This is a genomic window from Saccharothrix sp. HUAS TT1, assembly GCF_040744945.1.
In the GTDB taxonomy this organism is placed as follows: domain Bacteria; phylum Actinomycetota; class Actinomycetes; order Mycobacteriales; family Pseudonocardiaceae; genus Actinosynnema.
In genome coordinates, this window is sequence record NZ_CP160453.1 from 4848998 (window position 1) to 4862984 (window position 13987).

A 13987-nucleotide genomic window follows, 5' to 3' on the forward strand; every position below is an offset into this window, starting at 1 on the left:
TCCACACCGCGCGGCGGCGACCCCGGCGAAAGGGTGAACATCGTGCAGCAGAACAGGAAGGCGTTGCTCGTCGGAGGCCCCGGGACGTTCGACGGCGAGGTCGTGGAACTGGCTGACGGCGTCGACGTGAAGGTCCGCATCCCGCACGCCTCGGGGCACGAGCACTTCACGCGCAGCGAGGAGAGCAGGTTGGTCGACGGTGAGCACCTGCCGGTGTTCACCTGGTCCTACCGGACCAAGATCGCTGAATGAGCCCCGCCGCCCGGCCCGGCACCCCTCGACACCGGGCGGGCGGCGCGACGGGAGCGGTGGACGGGTTACCCCCCAGGACCCGTCCACCGCTCCACGTTCAGCCGCGCTCGCGGGGCCTGCGGCGCGCCAGCGTGATCCCGTCGGCGGCGGGCAGCAGCGAGAGGTCCACCCGCGGATCGGTGAGCAGCGCGGCGTTGAACGCCCGGATGGCCACCGTGTCGGCGTCCCGCGCCTCCGGGTCCACCACCCGCCCGAAGAACAGCGTGTTGTCGACGACGATCAACCCGCCGTCGCGCACCAGGTCCACCGCGGCCTCGAAGTACGCGGCGTAGCCGGCCTTGTCGGCGTCGATGAACACCAGGTCCACCCAGCCGGCCCCGTGCTCCTCGCGCAACGCCGCCAGCGTCCCGGCGGCCGGGCCGACCCGCAGGTCGATCCGGTCGGCCACCCCCGCGCGCTCCCAGTAGGGCCGCCCCACCCCGGGCCACCGCTCCGTGATGTCGCACGTGATGACCCGACCGCCCGGTCCGACGGCCCGCGCCAGGCACAGCGTCGCGTACCCGGTGAACGTGCCCACCTCCACCACGGACCCCGCGCCCGCCAACCCCGCCAGCAGGTGCAGCAGCTGCCCCTCCTCGGGCGTCACCTGCATCGCCGACCCGGCGGGCAGCAGGGCGGTCTCCTCCCGCAGTGCGCGCAGCACGTCGCCCTCACGCAGGGAAACGGCGCGGATGTAGTCGTCCAGCTCCCTCGTCACCGCAACTTGGTTCGCCATCCTGCGGACGCTAGCCGCACGTCCACCGGGGAACGCCCAGAGTTGGGGGAGGGGCCACGCCTAGCAGGAGCAGTTCGACTCCTGCATCCCCTTGTTGGCGCCCGCCGTGCGGTTGACGATGCCCGGGACGCAGTCGGCCTGGTCCAGCGCGTAGCCGTAGGGGACGCTCACCGTCGTGGTGGACCGGAGTTCGGGACCTGCGGGGTTGGTCTCCTCGTCGGGGCTGGACCACGTCACGTTGTCCAGGACGTTCCCGCCGGTCTGCCAGTAACCGGCCTCGTCGGTGTAGAAGGTGCCGAGGACGTCGCGGGAGTCCTCGAAGTAGTTGTTCTCCACCTTCGCCTTGGCTCCGGCCCGGGAGTTGATGCCGGGCTCGTTGAGGCTCGCGTAGTGGTTGTTGTACATGTGGCCGATGCCGCCACGCAGCAGCGGAGCCCGCGAGTCGATGTTCTGGTACAGGCGGACGTTGCTCTCCATGCCGATGGCGTCGCCGCCGTTGGACGTGGGCGAGCCGGACTTCTTGACGTTCCGGACGGTCACGTTCCGGATGATGATGTTGCGCGACTCGCGGACGTGGATGCCCGGCTGGTCGAACACGGCGGCGGTGTCGCAGCTGTCACCGGAGACCTTGGTGGTGTTGCCGTGGTTGATGGTCCCCTCGACCTCGATGATGATCGGCGTGCTGCTGCCGGCCCGGCCGCACAGGGCCTGGTGGATCTCGGTGCCGGTGTTCGCCCGGACCGTCGTCCCGCCCTGGCCGCCGGTGGTGCCGCCGTTCACGGCCGCGTGACCGGTCGCGACACCGGCCGCCGCCGACGCCGGCGACACCGCCAGGACCGCACCGGTCGAGGTCGCCACGGTCAACGCGGTCAGGACCGCGGAGATCCGCCATGCGGCTGATCGCTCCATCTCAGCTCCTGCGTCGTCGAAGGGTGATGGCGCTGCGGCCGTTTCGCCGTTCCTGTCGTCGCCGTTGTCCGGAAATGCGCATAGGGCAAGTCCGGCGGGAACCGCGACGGCCCCACGCCCCCCGGTGTCGAGGGCGTGGGGCCGTCACCGGTCACGTCGGCACGACCGTCAGACGGTCGTGCGCGACCACTGCTGGTTGGCGCCGGAGTTGCACGTGTACTGCTTGAGGATCGCGCCGTCGGCGGTCGACGCGGACGGGACGTCCACGCACTTGCCGCTGTGCCGCGCCCGGAGCTGGAAGTAGCTGCCGCTGGCGACCATCTGGAACTGCTGGTTGGTCCCGGCGCCGCAGGTGTACTGGACGAGTTCGGCCCCGTCGGCGGTCGACGCGCTCACCACGTCCAGGCACTTCCCGCTGTGGCGGCTGACGATGCGCCAGTAGCCGCTGCCCGCGTCCTCGAACTGCCACTGCTGCCAGGCGTTGCCGCCGTAGGTGTACTGGCCGACGCGCGCGCCGTTGTCGGTGTTCGGCTGCTGGACGTCCATCGCCTTGCCGCTGTGGCGCGCGGTGACCCGGTAGTAGGTCGGAACGGGGTCGCTGCCGGTGGTGTCGCCCCAGGCGTAGCGGATGCGGTTGGCGCCGGAGGTGTTGCGGACGGTCAGGTTGAGGTCGGCGCCGCTGCCGCTCAGGGCGTACATCGAGTACCAGTCGTAGCCGATGGTGCCGGGCTTGCCGCCGATGGCGGGCCAGTAGGTGCCGCCCATCCTGTTGTCCCGCATGACCTGCGCCATGGCGCGGATGTGGCGGACGAAGTTGTCGGTGCTGCTCGCGTTGGCGTAGTCCAGGCCGGTGGACATCGGCGCGCCGAACTCGGTCGCCACCGCGCGGGACGCGCAGTTGCCCAGCCGCGTCTGGATGTGGCTGCGGAAGGCGTCGTAGGTCATCGCCTCGTAGAAGAAGGCGTAGTGGTGGAACGACAGCAGCGTCGAGTTGAAGCGGCTGTCGTTGCACACGTCCCGCAGGTCCTGGCTGTAACCGGTGCCGCCGATCAGCACCCGTCCCGGCACGGCCGAGGTGTGGTGGCCGAGCCAGTTCGCCGCGACGGTGCGCCAGTCCGCCGACGAGTAGCCGTGCGGCTCGTTCATCGGCTCGAAGTAGACGTTGCCGTTCGAGCCGTAGGTGTTGGTCACGCTGGACCACATCGCGTTCCACGCGGCCAGGTTGGTGATCCGGCCGCCGGACGCGGCGCCGTCCTCCCAGTAGGCGAGGATGACCTTGAACCCGCGCTCGGTGGCGGCGTCGATCGCGCCCCGGTAGGCGTTCCACCACGTCGTGTTGGCCACGGTGTGGGTGTTGATGGGCAACCGCACGGTGTTGACCCCCATGGTGGCGGCCATGTCGTCGTAGATGGCGTTGGCCTTCGCCCGCACCGTCGCGTTGCTGTCGGACTGGTTCAAGCCCTGCACGACGAGCGTGCCGGTGCTGAAGTTGTCGCCCAGCACGGCCCAGTTCATGCCGCGGAACTGGCTGGTGACGGCGTCGGCCGGGGCGGTGGTGACGACGAGGCCCGCCGCCGCGGTGAGGGCGGTCGCCGCGAGGGCGGTCAGCTTCCGGCGCCACGGCCGGGTGTTCCGCGCTGGTGCCGGCGGGGTGCCACCGGACGCCACGATCAGTGTCATGAGGTGTCCAATCACTAGCTCCGAATTGCGGACCGGGCTCAGGCTTGGGTCCGGCTCCACTGCTGGTTCGCGCCGCCGCCGCAGGTGTGCTGCTGGATGTCGGCGCCATCGCCGGTGCCGGAGTTCACGACGTCGAGGCACTTCCCGCTGTGCCGCGCGACGATCCGGGAGTAGCTCCCGGCGGGCTGCCACCGCCACTGCTGGTTCGTGCCGCTGCCGCAGGTGTACTGGATGATGTCGGCCCCGTCGGCGGTGGAACCGCTCGGCACGTCCAGGCACTTGCCGCTGTTCTGGTTGACGATCCGGAAGTAACCGCCGCCGGCGTCCTGGAACGTCCACCTCTGGTTGCCGCCGCCGTTCCAGGTCCACTGCTTGACCTCGGCGTTGTTCGCGGTGGAGGCGGACACGACGTCCATCACCCTGCCGCTGTTGAGGTTGGTCACGCGGTACGCGGGCGCGGCGCCGGGCACGTCGGCCACCGGCAGGATCGTGCCGTGGCGGCAGCCGGGGCAGGTGATCTGGCCCAGGCCCGACCAGGAGTCCAGGTTCGAGCTGGTCGCCGTCCAGATGCCGCCGTTGGTGTACTTGTCGACCCAGATCCGCCAGGAGCCGTCGCTCATCCGCAGCACGGCCGGGCCCTCGTAGCCCGAGGCCCACAGCCGGCCCCGGTTGCCCCAACCGCTGGTGAGGCTGGTGCTGGTCCAGTGCTCGATGTGCTTGGACGTCTCATTCTTGGTGAAGGCGTGGTAGGTGCTGCCCGACTTCACCACGTAGGTGTCGATGTAGTTGTAACCGAGACCGCCCATCTGCACCGGTCCGCTCCACGACGTCAGCGAGCTGTTCCGGGCGGTGAAGACGTACGGGCGGAAGCAGTCGGAGCACGTCGTCTGGGCGATGCTGACGATGATCCGGACCGTGCCGCCCTCGGCGTAGAACTCGGGCGCCCAGGTGAACCTCGTGTTGGCGACGCCGGAGTTGACGCTGGTCACGTGCGTCCAGTTGACCAGGTCCGGGCTGGAGGCGATGTTGAAGTGCGTCGAGTTCGTGGTCCACGACTGGACGGTGTGCGCGATGTAGTAGAGCCCGTTGTGCTGGATGACGCTGGGGTCGCGCAGAACGCCGGACGGGCCGCGGTAGTTGGTGTCGGAGAGCGCGCTGAAGTTGGTGCCGTCGGACGAGGAGTAGACCCAGAGCTCCTGGTCAGCGGCGGCGTCGCCCTTGAAGGTGGTGTAGACGTAGCCGGAAGCGGCTTGTGCGGGCGCTGTGACGGCGACCGCTGCGCCGGCGGCGGTGAGCACCACGAGGCTGAGCCGGGCCAGCCGGCGCCCGACCCTCGGCTGTCTGTTCACGGGTGATCTCCTGAGTCTGATTTGGACAGACGGGATCGCGCCACCTCGGCGGTGGCGTGTGGTGGTGGTGCGGATCGGCTCGTTAGCCCGTGGGGGTCGTTCGCGACCGGCGTGCGCGGCGGGAGGGTGAAGAGTTCATCGTTGATCTCCTCGGGGACGTCGACTGCTGCCGGACGACCGGCCGGTCCGGAGCGCCGGTTCGGGTCGGCGGTGTCCGGCTCGCCGTGCACGGGGAACGCCGACGGATCATCGGCGGTTGCCCGGTGCGGCGCCGCCGTCGACTGGGCGTCGACGGCGCTCCGGCGGATTGAGAGCCACGGATGTTTGCGTTAACATTCGGAGCGGTCATAGTGTGCGAGCAAGAACACGATGGTGTCAAGAGCGTAACGCTGCGCTACTCCTGGGGCCGGGGTGGCGATGTCGGCGAGCCGGTCGAGGGACGCCTCAAGTCACCAGGCCGTGGCGGTACGCGCGGCGGCGTTCGGCCTCAGAGCGACGGCGAGCGGCACGCAGGCCACCGAGGCCGGGACCGCCGTCGGCCACCGGAACCGGTCGAGGTGGCCGCACAGCTGGTCGAGGGCGAAGCCGGTCGACACCAGGGCCAGGCAGACGGCCGGCCGCACGCGGAAGAACCGATCCCACCGCTCTCCGGTCACGCCGCTGACCCCGGTCACTGGATCGGGTGTTTTATGGGCAGGCCGGTGCTTTTCCGCGACCCCTTGTCCCAAGCTGGAGGAGTCGCCCACCCGATCACGGAGGAACCTGGTCCATGACTGCGACTGTGCAGGACGTCATCACCGCCAAGCTGGAACGCGCGTTCGACACGCTCGACGCCAACCAGGACGGCTTCTTGGACTGGTCCGACCACCAGGCGCTCGCCGACCGCTACGTCGCGGCGTACCGGCTCGGCCGGGACGACCGCCGGGCCCGCGCGCTCTACTCCTTCTTCCAGGCGTACTGGCTGGAGCTGCTGCGCCACTCGGCCGTCGACGGCGACCGGCTGACGAAGGCCGAGTTCGTCCAGGCCAACCGCATCGCGAGCGTCGACACCAGCCGGCTCAACGTGGTCGACGGCGCGGGCCACGTGATGTTCGACGTGGTCGACGTCGACGGCGACAACGAGATGAGCAAGGACGAGTTCGCCCGCTGCATGAACGACGTCTGGCAGATCACCGCGCCCGACGCGATGCGGTCGTTCACCGCGATGGACACCGACGGCGACGGCGTGATCTCGCGCCACGAGTTCGTCCGGGCGATCCGCGAGCACTTCTTCTCCACCGACCCGGACGCGCCGGGCAGCATGTTCTTCGGGCACGTCTGACCCGTCTGCCCCGAGGCGCCCACCGACATCGGGCACGCGCACGACGGCCGTCTGCCGGAACCCACGGCGGACGGCCGTCGTGCGCGTGCCCGCGAACTGATCGTCCACTGTGGAGGAAGGGAACCACCGGCATGGACCGCCACCGCCGCGAGCTGACGCGCCTGCTGTTCGACGGCGAGGAGGGAGCGGAGCACGGGACCTGGCGCCGCCTGGTGGCGGACCCGCGCTTCCGGTGGGACCACCGGGGCACGCCTGCCGAGCAGACCGCGTCCACCTACGACCGGCTCCGCCTGCTCAACCGCGAGGTCGACCCCCGCGCGCTGGCGGGCGACCCGCGCCGGCTGGCCGCCCTGCACGAGTGGTTCGCCCCCGCGAACGGCTCGCTGACCGTCGTCGCGGGCATCCACTACAACCTGTTCCTGGGCAGCCTGCTCGACCACGACCGGCACGAGAAGCGGGCGTTGGACGAGTTCGCCTCGCTGGAGCGGATCGGCACGTTCCTGTGCACCGAGCTGGGGCACGGCAACGACGCCGCCAACCTGGAGACCACCGCCGAGCACGACCCGGACTCGGGCACGTTCACCCTGCACACCCCCGGCCCGGCCGCGCAGAAGTTCATGCCCAACACCGGTCCCGCCGGCGGACCCAAGAGCGCGGTCGTCGCCGCCCGCCTGCTGCTGGGCGGCCGGGACCACGGCGTCTTCCTGTTCCTCGTCCCGCTGAGTGACGGCAGGGGCCCGCTGCCCGGCGTCACCACCCGCCCGCTGCCCGTGCGGCCGGGCAGCCCGGTCGACCACTGCCTGACCTCGTTCGACCAGGTCCTGCTGCCCGACACCGCCCTGCTGACCGGCGACCACGGGCGGCTGGACGACGACGGCCGGTTCACCAGCTCGCTGGGCAGCAGGCGCAAGCGGTTCCTCGCGGGCATCGGCCGGGTCACCACCGGCAAGCTGTGCATGAGCGCGAGCGCCGTCGGCGGGGCGCGGGCGGCGGTGGCCATCGCCGTCCGCTACGGCGGGCACCGCCACGTCGCCGGAGCCCGCGCGGGCGCCCGCACGCCGGTCTGGGAGCACCGCAGCCACCACGGCCCGCTGGTCGACGCCCTGGTCACCTGCTACGCCATGGCGGCGCTGCACCGCACCGCCGTGCGCCGGTGGGCCGAGCACGACCCGGCCGACGCCGACGACACCGCCGACGCCGAGCGGCTGGTCGCCGTCACCAAGGGCTGGACCACGTGGCAGGCCCGCGCCGTGGCGATCGAGTGCCGCGAGCGCTGCGGCGCGCAGGGCCTGCTGCCGGTCAACGGCCTCAGCGTCATCGCCGCCGACCTGGAGGGCACGATCACCGCGGAGGGCGACAACACCGCCCTGTGGGCCAAGGCCGGCGCCGAACTGCTGCTCGCCGCCACCGGGCGCCCCCGCCCGGCGCCCACCCGCGACCTGGACGACCCCGACCACCTCCAGTCGCTGCTGCACGCGGTGGAGCACCGGTTCCTCGACCGGGGCCGCACGCGGCTGCGCGGCGCGTCCTCGGGCGGCCTGAACCGCTGGAACGCCGCCGCGCCCCACGCCCTCGCCGCCGTGACCGCCCGCGCCGAGCGACTGGCCGCCGAGGCGCTGCTGGGGTGGGCGGGCCGGGCCGCCGACCCGGTCGCCGCCCACGTGCTGCGCACCGCGCACCGGCTGTTCGCCCTGCGCCGCGTCCAGGCGCACAGCGGCGCCCTGCTCGCCGCGGGCGACCTCGACCCCGAGCAGGTCGAGGCGCTGCCCGACCTGGTGGAGGACGCCCTCGGCAGCCTGGCCGGGCACGCCCGGACCATGGTCGACGCCTTCGACCTGCCGGAGGAACTGCTCGCCGCGTGGCCCATCGCCGGTCCCGACTACCAGGACGCCTTCGACGACCCCGAAGCCCACTGGCACCGGTCGCGGTGACCGGGCCCTCTCGCGGAGCCGGACCGCGGCCGTAACCAGGGCTCGGTGCGGATGAGGGGGCGGACCGAGTCGCGGATGACGATGTGGGTGCCCAGCACGACGTGCTCGGTCGTCCCGGTCTTGGCGCGGACGCGTTCCAGCGCCATCCGCACGGCGGTCCGGCCCAGTTCCTCGTGCGGCACGTGGACGGTGGTGAGGTCGATGTCGGCGGACGGCGGGAGGTCGTCGAAGCCGGCCAGGGAGACGTCGTCGGGGATGCGCAGGCCGTGCTCGCGCAGCGCCTGCCGCGCGCCCGCGGCGATGAGGTCGTTGCAGGCGAAGACGGCGGTGAAGTCGCGCGGTCCGGCGGCGAGCCGTTCGGCGACCATCCGGTGGCCCTCGCGCCGCTCCATGCTGCCCTCGCCCTCAAGGCCGGGGTCGTGCGGGACGCGGTGGTCGGCCAGGGCCTTGCGGTAGCCCGCGACGCGGCTCTCCTGCGTGCTGTAGCCGTCACGGCGGCCGAGGAAACGGATGCGGCGGTGGCCTGCGCCTGCACGCCCTGCGCGACGTGGGCGTGGTGCGGTGACACGCCCGAGTCGGCGATGACGCCGACGCTGCGGCTGCCGCTGGAGGGTAGGTCAGCGCCTCGGTGGACCAAGTGGACGTTTCCGAGGTCGAGCGGTCTGGACGCTGCCTGCGCCCACTGCGACGCGACCGGGGGCTTGCGGTCCGCGCGGAGTCGCCGGGTCCTCCAGGCGCGGTTACATTGCCCGGCGATGGACAGCGATCGACGTGAGGACTGCCGATGTCGTCCAACGGAGCCCTGCAGCGTTCCCCGGGGACGGCCGCGGGAGCGCTGCCCCTCCTCGGTCACGCGCTGCGGATGAAGCGGAGCCCCGGCTCGTTCCTGCTCGAACTCCAGTCGGGCGACCCGGTCACCCGGATCCTGCTCGGGCGCAACCCCGTGCACGTCGTCAACGACCCGGCGCTGGTGCGCGACGTCATGCGCCGACCGGACGTGTTCGCCCGGGGCGGCCCGATCGCCGAGCGGTTCCGGCAGATGTTCGGCAACGGGTTGGGCATCTCCGACGGGCCGTTTCACCGGCGGCAGCGCCGGTTGGTCATCCCGGCGTTCCACCACGCGCGGATCGCCGACTACACCGCCGTCATGAGCGAGCACGCCGAGGCCAGGGCGGCCTCCTGGCACGACGGTCAGCGGGTCGCGGTGCACGAGGAGATGGACGAGCTGGCGCTGGCGAACATCATCCGGGTCATCGTCGTGGACGGGGTGGTCCTGGACCGGGCGCGGTTCATGGCCGCGACCTCGGTGGTGCTCGGCGGGCTGTTCCGGCGGATGACCGGCGCGGCCGGGGTGCTCACCCGGTTGCCGACGCCGGGCAACCGCCGCTACCGCGAGGCGGAGGCGTTCCTCCGGCGGACGATCGAGGCGGTGGTGGACGACTACCTGGCGACCGGGACCGACCGCGGCGACCTGCTGTCGAAGCTGGTCCTCGCCCGCGACGCCGACGGCCGGCCGGCGATGGGCGACCGGCAGCTGCGCGACGAGGTCATGACCTTCCTGATCGCCGGCAGCAACACGATCAGCAACACCCTGTCGTGGGCCTTCCACGAGATCGGCGCGCACCTGGACGTCGAGCGCCGCCTGCACGACGAGGTCGACCGGGTGCTGGCGGGCCGGCCGGCCGGCTACGAGGACCTGGGCCGCCTGGACTACACCCGACGGCTGATCACCGAAACGCTCCGGTACCGGACGCAGGGGCTGTTCCAGAGCCGGGTGACCACGGTGGCCACCCGGCTGGGCGACTACCACCTCCCCGCCGGGGCGGCCGTCCTCTACAGCCAGCACGCGCTCAACCACAACCCGGGCATCCACGCCGACGCCCACCGGTTCGACCCGGACCGGTGGCTACCCGAGCGCGAGGACCCGGTGGCGCGCAGCGCTTTCACGCCGTTCGGCGCCGGCCTCCACGGCTGCGTCGGCGAGGGGCTGTCCTGGGCGGAGCTGGTGGTGTCGCTGGCCACGATCGCGGCCCGCTGGCGGCTGGTCCCGGCGCCGGGCCACCGCGTGCGCCCCAAGCCCGCCGTCACGATGCCGGTCAACGCGCTGCCCATGACCGCCCACCGCCGCGGCCCCCGGACCGGCGTGCCGGAGCAGCCTCGGTGATGCACTCGATCGGGCGCAACCGGTTCGTGGCAACGGTTCTGGCGCCCGGTGTGCGGTAACGTCGCCGGTGCAGCTGTGGTCGTCTCCAGAGGAGAAGCCGTGGGCAATCCCCGCCTCGAACTGTCTCCGGTGGTCGCGACGACGATGCTGATCCGCAGGCCGCGGGCCGAGGTCTTCCGGGCGTTCACCGATCCCGCGATCACGAGCAGGTTCTGGTTCACCCGGAGCAGCGGCCCGGTGGCGCCCGGCGCGCGACTGCGGTGGACGTGGGAGATGTACGACGTCTCGGTCACGGTCCAGGTCAAGGAGTTCGAGCAGGACCACCGGTTCGCCGTCGAGTGGCAGAACGGGCCGCGGCCGACCACGTTCGAGCTGCGGTTCACCGACCACTCGACCGACGCGACCCGGGTCGACCTCACCGAGACCGGTTTCGGCGGCGACGACCCGGACGAGGTCGTCACCTGGGCGCTGAACTCGATGGGCGGCTTCACCGAGGCGCTGGCCGCCGCGAAGGCGTTGCTGGAGCACGACATCGTGCTGACCCTCGTCGCCGACCGGCACCCGGACGGCATCGCCGGGAGCTGAGCGCGCCACCGGATGCCCCAGTCACCCAGCGGAGGGCGGTGTCCACCGTGCGGCAAGCACTGCGCAGGTCACCCGGCACGACAGCGACGGCCGGAACAGCGGCGGCCGGAACAACAGCGGTCGGAGCAGCGGCGGGCGGGACACCGACCGTCGGAGCGCCGGCTGTCGGAGCGCCGGACGCGGGACCACCGGACGTCACGCCCCGCCGCGGGGGGACGTTGACGATGGTCGGCGCGGGCGACGTCGACCACCTCGACCCGGCCCTGGCCTACCACACCGTGACCAGGGGCATCCTGCGCGCCTACACCCGGCAGCTCGTGGGCTACGCGGCGAGCCGGGACCGGGTCGAGGCGGGCAGGCTCGTCGCGGACCTGGCCACCGAGGTGCCGACCGCGGCGAACGGGCGGGTCACCGGGGGCGGCACGCGCTACGCGTTCACCCTCCGCGAGGGCGTGCGGTGGCACGCGCCCGGCGGCCCCCGCCCGGTCACGGCGTGGGACGTGGTGCGCGGCATCAAGCGCCTGGCGCACCCGCTGGCCAACAGCCCCGGTCTCGCCTATTACCTCAACGCCGTCGAGGGCATGGCCGAGTTCCGCGACGCGCTCGCCGACGCGCCCCGCACCCCCGGAGCCGTCGCGGACCGCTTGGAGCACACCGGGATCAGCGGCGTCGTCGCGCTCTCCGACACCGAGGTCCGCTTCACCACGCGGTACCCGATGTCGGACTTTCTCAACATGCTGGCCCTGCCGTTCGCGAGCCCCGCGCCGGTGGAGTACCTCGACTTCGCGCCGGGCAGCCCCGAGCTGGACCAGGCCGTCATCTCCAACGGCCCCTACCGGCTCACCGACTACCGCCCCGGTGAGCGGATAGAGCTGCGCCGCAACCCCTCCTGGGACCCGGCCACCGACGACCTGCGCGCCGCCCACCTGGACGGCGTCGTGGTCCGCCAGGGACTGGACGAGCGCGAGGCGCACGACCTCGTGGCCCGCGGCGAGGCCGACATGCTCTGGGACGTCCAGCCGCTCACCGAGGAGCTGCCGGCGCTGCTCGCCTCCGACGACCCCCGGCTGGAGGTGTGCCCCGCCGGCCTGCTCAGCCCGTACGTCGTGGTGAACTTCGCCTCGACGGCCGAGGGCGGCGCCACCGGCAAGCAGGCCGTCCGCACCGCCCTGCAGCACGCGGTCGACAAGGCGGCGGTGTCACTGGTGTGGGGCGGGCCGAGGCTCAACGACATCGCCGACCAGATCCTGCCGCCGCTGTGCCTGGCCCACCGGGAGAGCCGGCCGCACGCCACCGAGGGCGGCCGGGGCGACCCGGAGCGCGCGCGGCGGCTGCTCGCCGAGGCCGGCTACCCGGACGGCCTCACGCTGCGGCTGCTCTACCGCGACCGCGACATCCACCCGGCCACCGCCGAGGCGGTGCGGACCGCGCTGGCCAGGGCGGGCATCCGGGTCCGGCTCGTGCCCGCCTCGATCAACGAGCTGTTCTCGGAGTTCTTCTCCTCCTCGGAGTCGGCCCGGACGGGGGAGTGGGACATCGCGCTCACCGGCTGGGAGCCCGACTGGTACGGCAACAACGCCCGCACCTACCTCCAGCCGCTGCTGGACAGCCGGGACGTGCCGGAGCGCGGCGACTGGGGCTCGAACTTCGGCCGCTACCGCAGCGAGCGGGTGAACCGGCTGCTGACCGAGGCGTTGACCTCCGCCGACGAGGAGCGGGCGGGCGAGCTGTTCCGGGAGGTGGAGGCGCAGGCGTTGCGGGACGGCGCGATCGTCCCGGTCCTGTTCGCCCACCAGTACTGGTTCCACTCCACGAGGGTGCGGAACTGGTTGCCGTACCCGGTGCTGAACGGCGATCTCACCAACCTCTGGCTGGCCGAGGACGAGCCGGCCGCGGGCTGAAATGCCCCGGAAGTGTTGACTGACAAGGGTTTACTGTCGACACCATCGCGTGAAGAAGACCCTCGGACCTTGGGGGCGCACGGGTGCTCTGGTAGGCAGGAATCACTGTCCCAACCGTGCCGGTCACGGCGATCGCGGTCGTTGGAGGAGTGATGCAGCATCCCGGCTTGCTTTTACCGGCGCCGGAGTGACGACCGCACTCGCGACACGACTGCGGTTGCCACTGCGAATGGCTGATTTCTCCCGGCGTGGTTTCCGGCTCGACCTCCCGGCGCAGCGCGCCGTCCTCGAACTGCACGCGCGGAACTTCCTGGGCGGGTTCAACCTCGCGGTGGGTTCGTGGCGGGAACCGCACGAGCCGCTGAGCCGGGTGGCCGACGAGGAGCGCGGTTTCGCCTACGAGGGCGCCGCCATGTTCGCCGGGCTGCTCGACCTGGCCACCGCCGGCCGGGCCCGCGCCCTCGACCGGCTGCTCGCCGGGCCGGGCGACGCCTACGCGCACCTGGTGCACGTCGGCGCCGGGTGGTTGTTCACGGCGGCGCGGGTGCCCGCGCCGACCCGTCTGCCCGGCACACCGCTGCTGCGCTGGCTCGCGGTCGACGGGGCGGGGTTCGGCGAGGTGTACTTCGGTGGCGTGAAAGCGTTGCTGCGCAGGGCTTCCCGCGTGCCGGGTCCGGTGTGGCGGGCCCGGGTGGCCGGGTGCGGGAGGGCGCTGTGGTTCGTCGAGTCCGCTTGCCCGGCGGGGATCGCGGACGTGATCGGCCGCGCGCCCGCCCTCGCGCGACCGCACCTGTGGAGCGGCGTCGGGCTCGCCGCCGCGTACGCCGGCGGGGTGGGCGAGGCGGCTCGGACCGAACTGCTCGACCTGGTCGGGCGGCACCGCGCGCACTTCGCGCAGGGCGTCGTCTTCGCGGCAGCCGCCCGGGTCCGCTCGGGGATCGTGCCGCGGCACACGCGCGACACGTGCGCGCGAGTGCTGGGGGTGACCGCCGAACGAGCCGCGCGCTGGGCCGACGACGCAGGCGCTGATCTTCTCGATTCCCGCGACGTGCAGGCGTACCTGGAGTGGAAGGCGCGGCTGCGCGACCGCATTGCCCGACAGACCTGAGCTGACCGCTCG

General features: G+C 72.2%; 12 protein-coding genes and 1 pseudogene. 7 read left to right on the top strand and 6 right to left on the bottom strand.

The window, feature by feature from the left end; translation table 11 throughout:
- Positions 1-42: 42 nt before the first annotated feature.
- Positions 43-252, top strand: a complete 210-nt coding sequence (locus tag AB0F89_RS22605; RefSeq protein ID WP_367127539.1) for a DUF5988 family protein — start codon at positions 43-45, stop codon at positions 250-252.
- A gap of 97 nt (positions 253-349) precedes the next feature.
- Here the strand turns inward: AB0F89_RS22605 and AB0F89_RS22610 are convergent, their stop codons facing one another.
- From AB0F89_RS22610 to AB0F89_RS22630, 5 genes are all read right to left on the bottom strand, one after another.
- A complete protein-coding gene (locus tag AB0F89_RS22610) occupies positions 350-1027 on the bottom strand; it encodes an O-methyltransferase (protein WP_367127540.1) in 678 nt (225 codons plus the stop codon).
- Between the two features lie 60 nt (positions 1028-1087).
- Positions 1088-1936, bottom strand: coding sequence for a pectate lyase (locus AB0F89_RS22615; protein WP_367127541.1), 849 nt, complete (start codon positions 1934-1936; stop codon positions 1088-1090).
- 168 nt (positions 1937-2104) lie between these two features.
- Positions 2105-3616 carry an RICIN domain-containing protein gene (locus AB0F89_RS22620; protein ID WP_367127542.1) on the bottom strand — a complete coding sequence of 504 codons (1512 nt, stop codon included), beginning with the start codon at positions 3614-3616 and terminating at the stop codon, positions 2105-2107.
- Between the two features lie 38 nt (positions 3617-3654).
- The gene (locus AB0F89_RS22625; RefSeq protein ID WP_367127543.1) at positions 3655-4965 is read right to left on the bottom strand and encodes an RICIN domain-containing protein; all 1311 of its coding nucleotides are present in this window, start codon (positions 4963-4965) and stop codon (positions 3655-3657) included.
- A gap of 449 nt (positions 4966-5414) precedes the next feature.
- Positions 5415-5621, bottom strand: coding sequence for a hypothetical protein (locus AB0F89_RS22630; protein WP_367127544.1), 207 nt, complete (start codon positions 5619-5621; stop codon positions 5415-5417).
- A gap of 113 nt (positions 5622-5734) precedes the next feature.
- On the opposite strand from AB0F89_RS22630, the gene AB0F89_RS22635 reads away from it, so the two are divergent.
- Together AB0F89_RS22635 and AB0F89_RS22640 are read left to right on the top strand one after the other, a co-directional pair.
- Positions 5735-6286 (top strand): EF-hand domain-containing protein, encoded by a 552-nt coding sequence (locus AB0F89_RS22635; protein WP_367127545.1) that lies wholly within the window; start codon positions 5735-5737, stop codon positions 6284-6286.
- Between the two features lie 131 nt (positions 6287-6417).
- Positions 6418-8217, top strand: a complete 1800-nt coding sequence (locus AB0F89_RS22640; protein WP_367127546.1) for an acyl-CoA dehydrogenase — start codon at positions 6418-6420, stop codon at positions 8215-8217.
- On the opposite strand, the pseudogene AB0F89_RS22645 reads toward AB0F89_RS22640, so the two are convergent.
- Positions 8166-8735: pseudogene (locus AB0F89_RS22645) on the bottom strand (substrate-binding domain-containing protein); the annotation flags it as partial. The gene AB0F89_RS22640 and the pseudogene AB0F89_RS22645 overlap by 52 nt on opposite strands.
- Before the next feature lie 266 nt (positions 8736-9001).
- Between AB0F89_RS22645 and AB0F89_RS22650 the strand changes: the two are divergent.
- The 4 genes from AB0F89_RS22650 (at position 9002) to AB0F89_RS22665 (ending at position 13975) form a co-directional block, all read left to right on the top strand.
- Positions 9002-10381 (top strand): cytochrome P450, encoded by a 1380-nt coding sequence (locus tag AB0F89_RS22650; RefSeq protein WP_367127547.1) that lies wholly within the window; start codon positions 9002-9004, stop codon positions 10379-10381.
- A gap of 99 nt (positions 10382-10480) precedes the next feature.
- Positions 10481-10966 (top strand): SRPBCC domain-containing protein, encoded by a 486-nt coding sequence (locus AB0F89_RS22655; protein WP_367127548.1) that lies wholly within the window; start codon positions 10481-10483, stop codon positions 10964-10966.
- A gap of 224 nt (positions 10967-11190) precedes the next feature.
- Positions 11191-12867, top strand: a complete 1677-nt coding sequence (locus AB0F89_RS22660; protein ID WP_367127549.1) for an ABC transporter substrate-binding protein — start codon at positions 11191-11193, stop codon at positions 12865-12867.
- Positions 12868-13054: 187 nt separating this feature from the next.
- Entirely contained in the window at positions 13055-13975 is a 921-nt protein-coding gene (locus tag AB0F89_RS22665) for a DUF1702 family protein (protein ID WP_367127550.1), read from the top strand.
- The last annotated feature ends 12 nt before the right edge of the window (positions 13976-13987 follow it).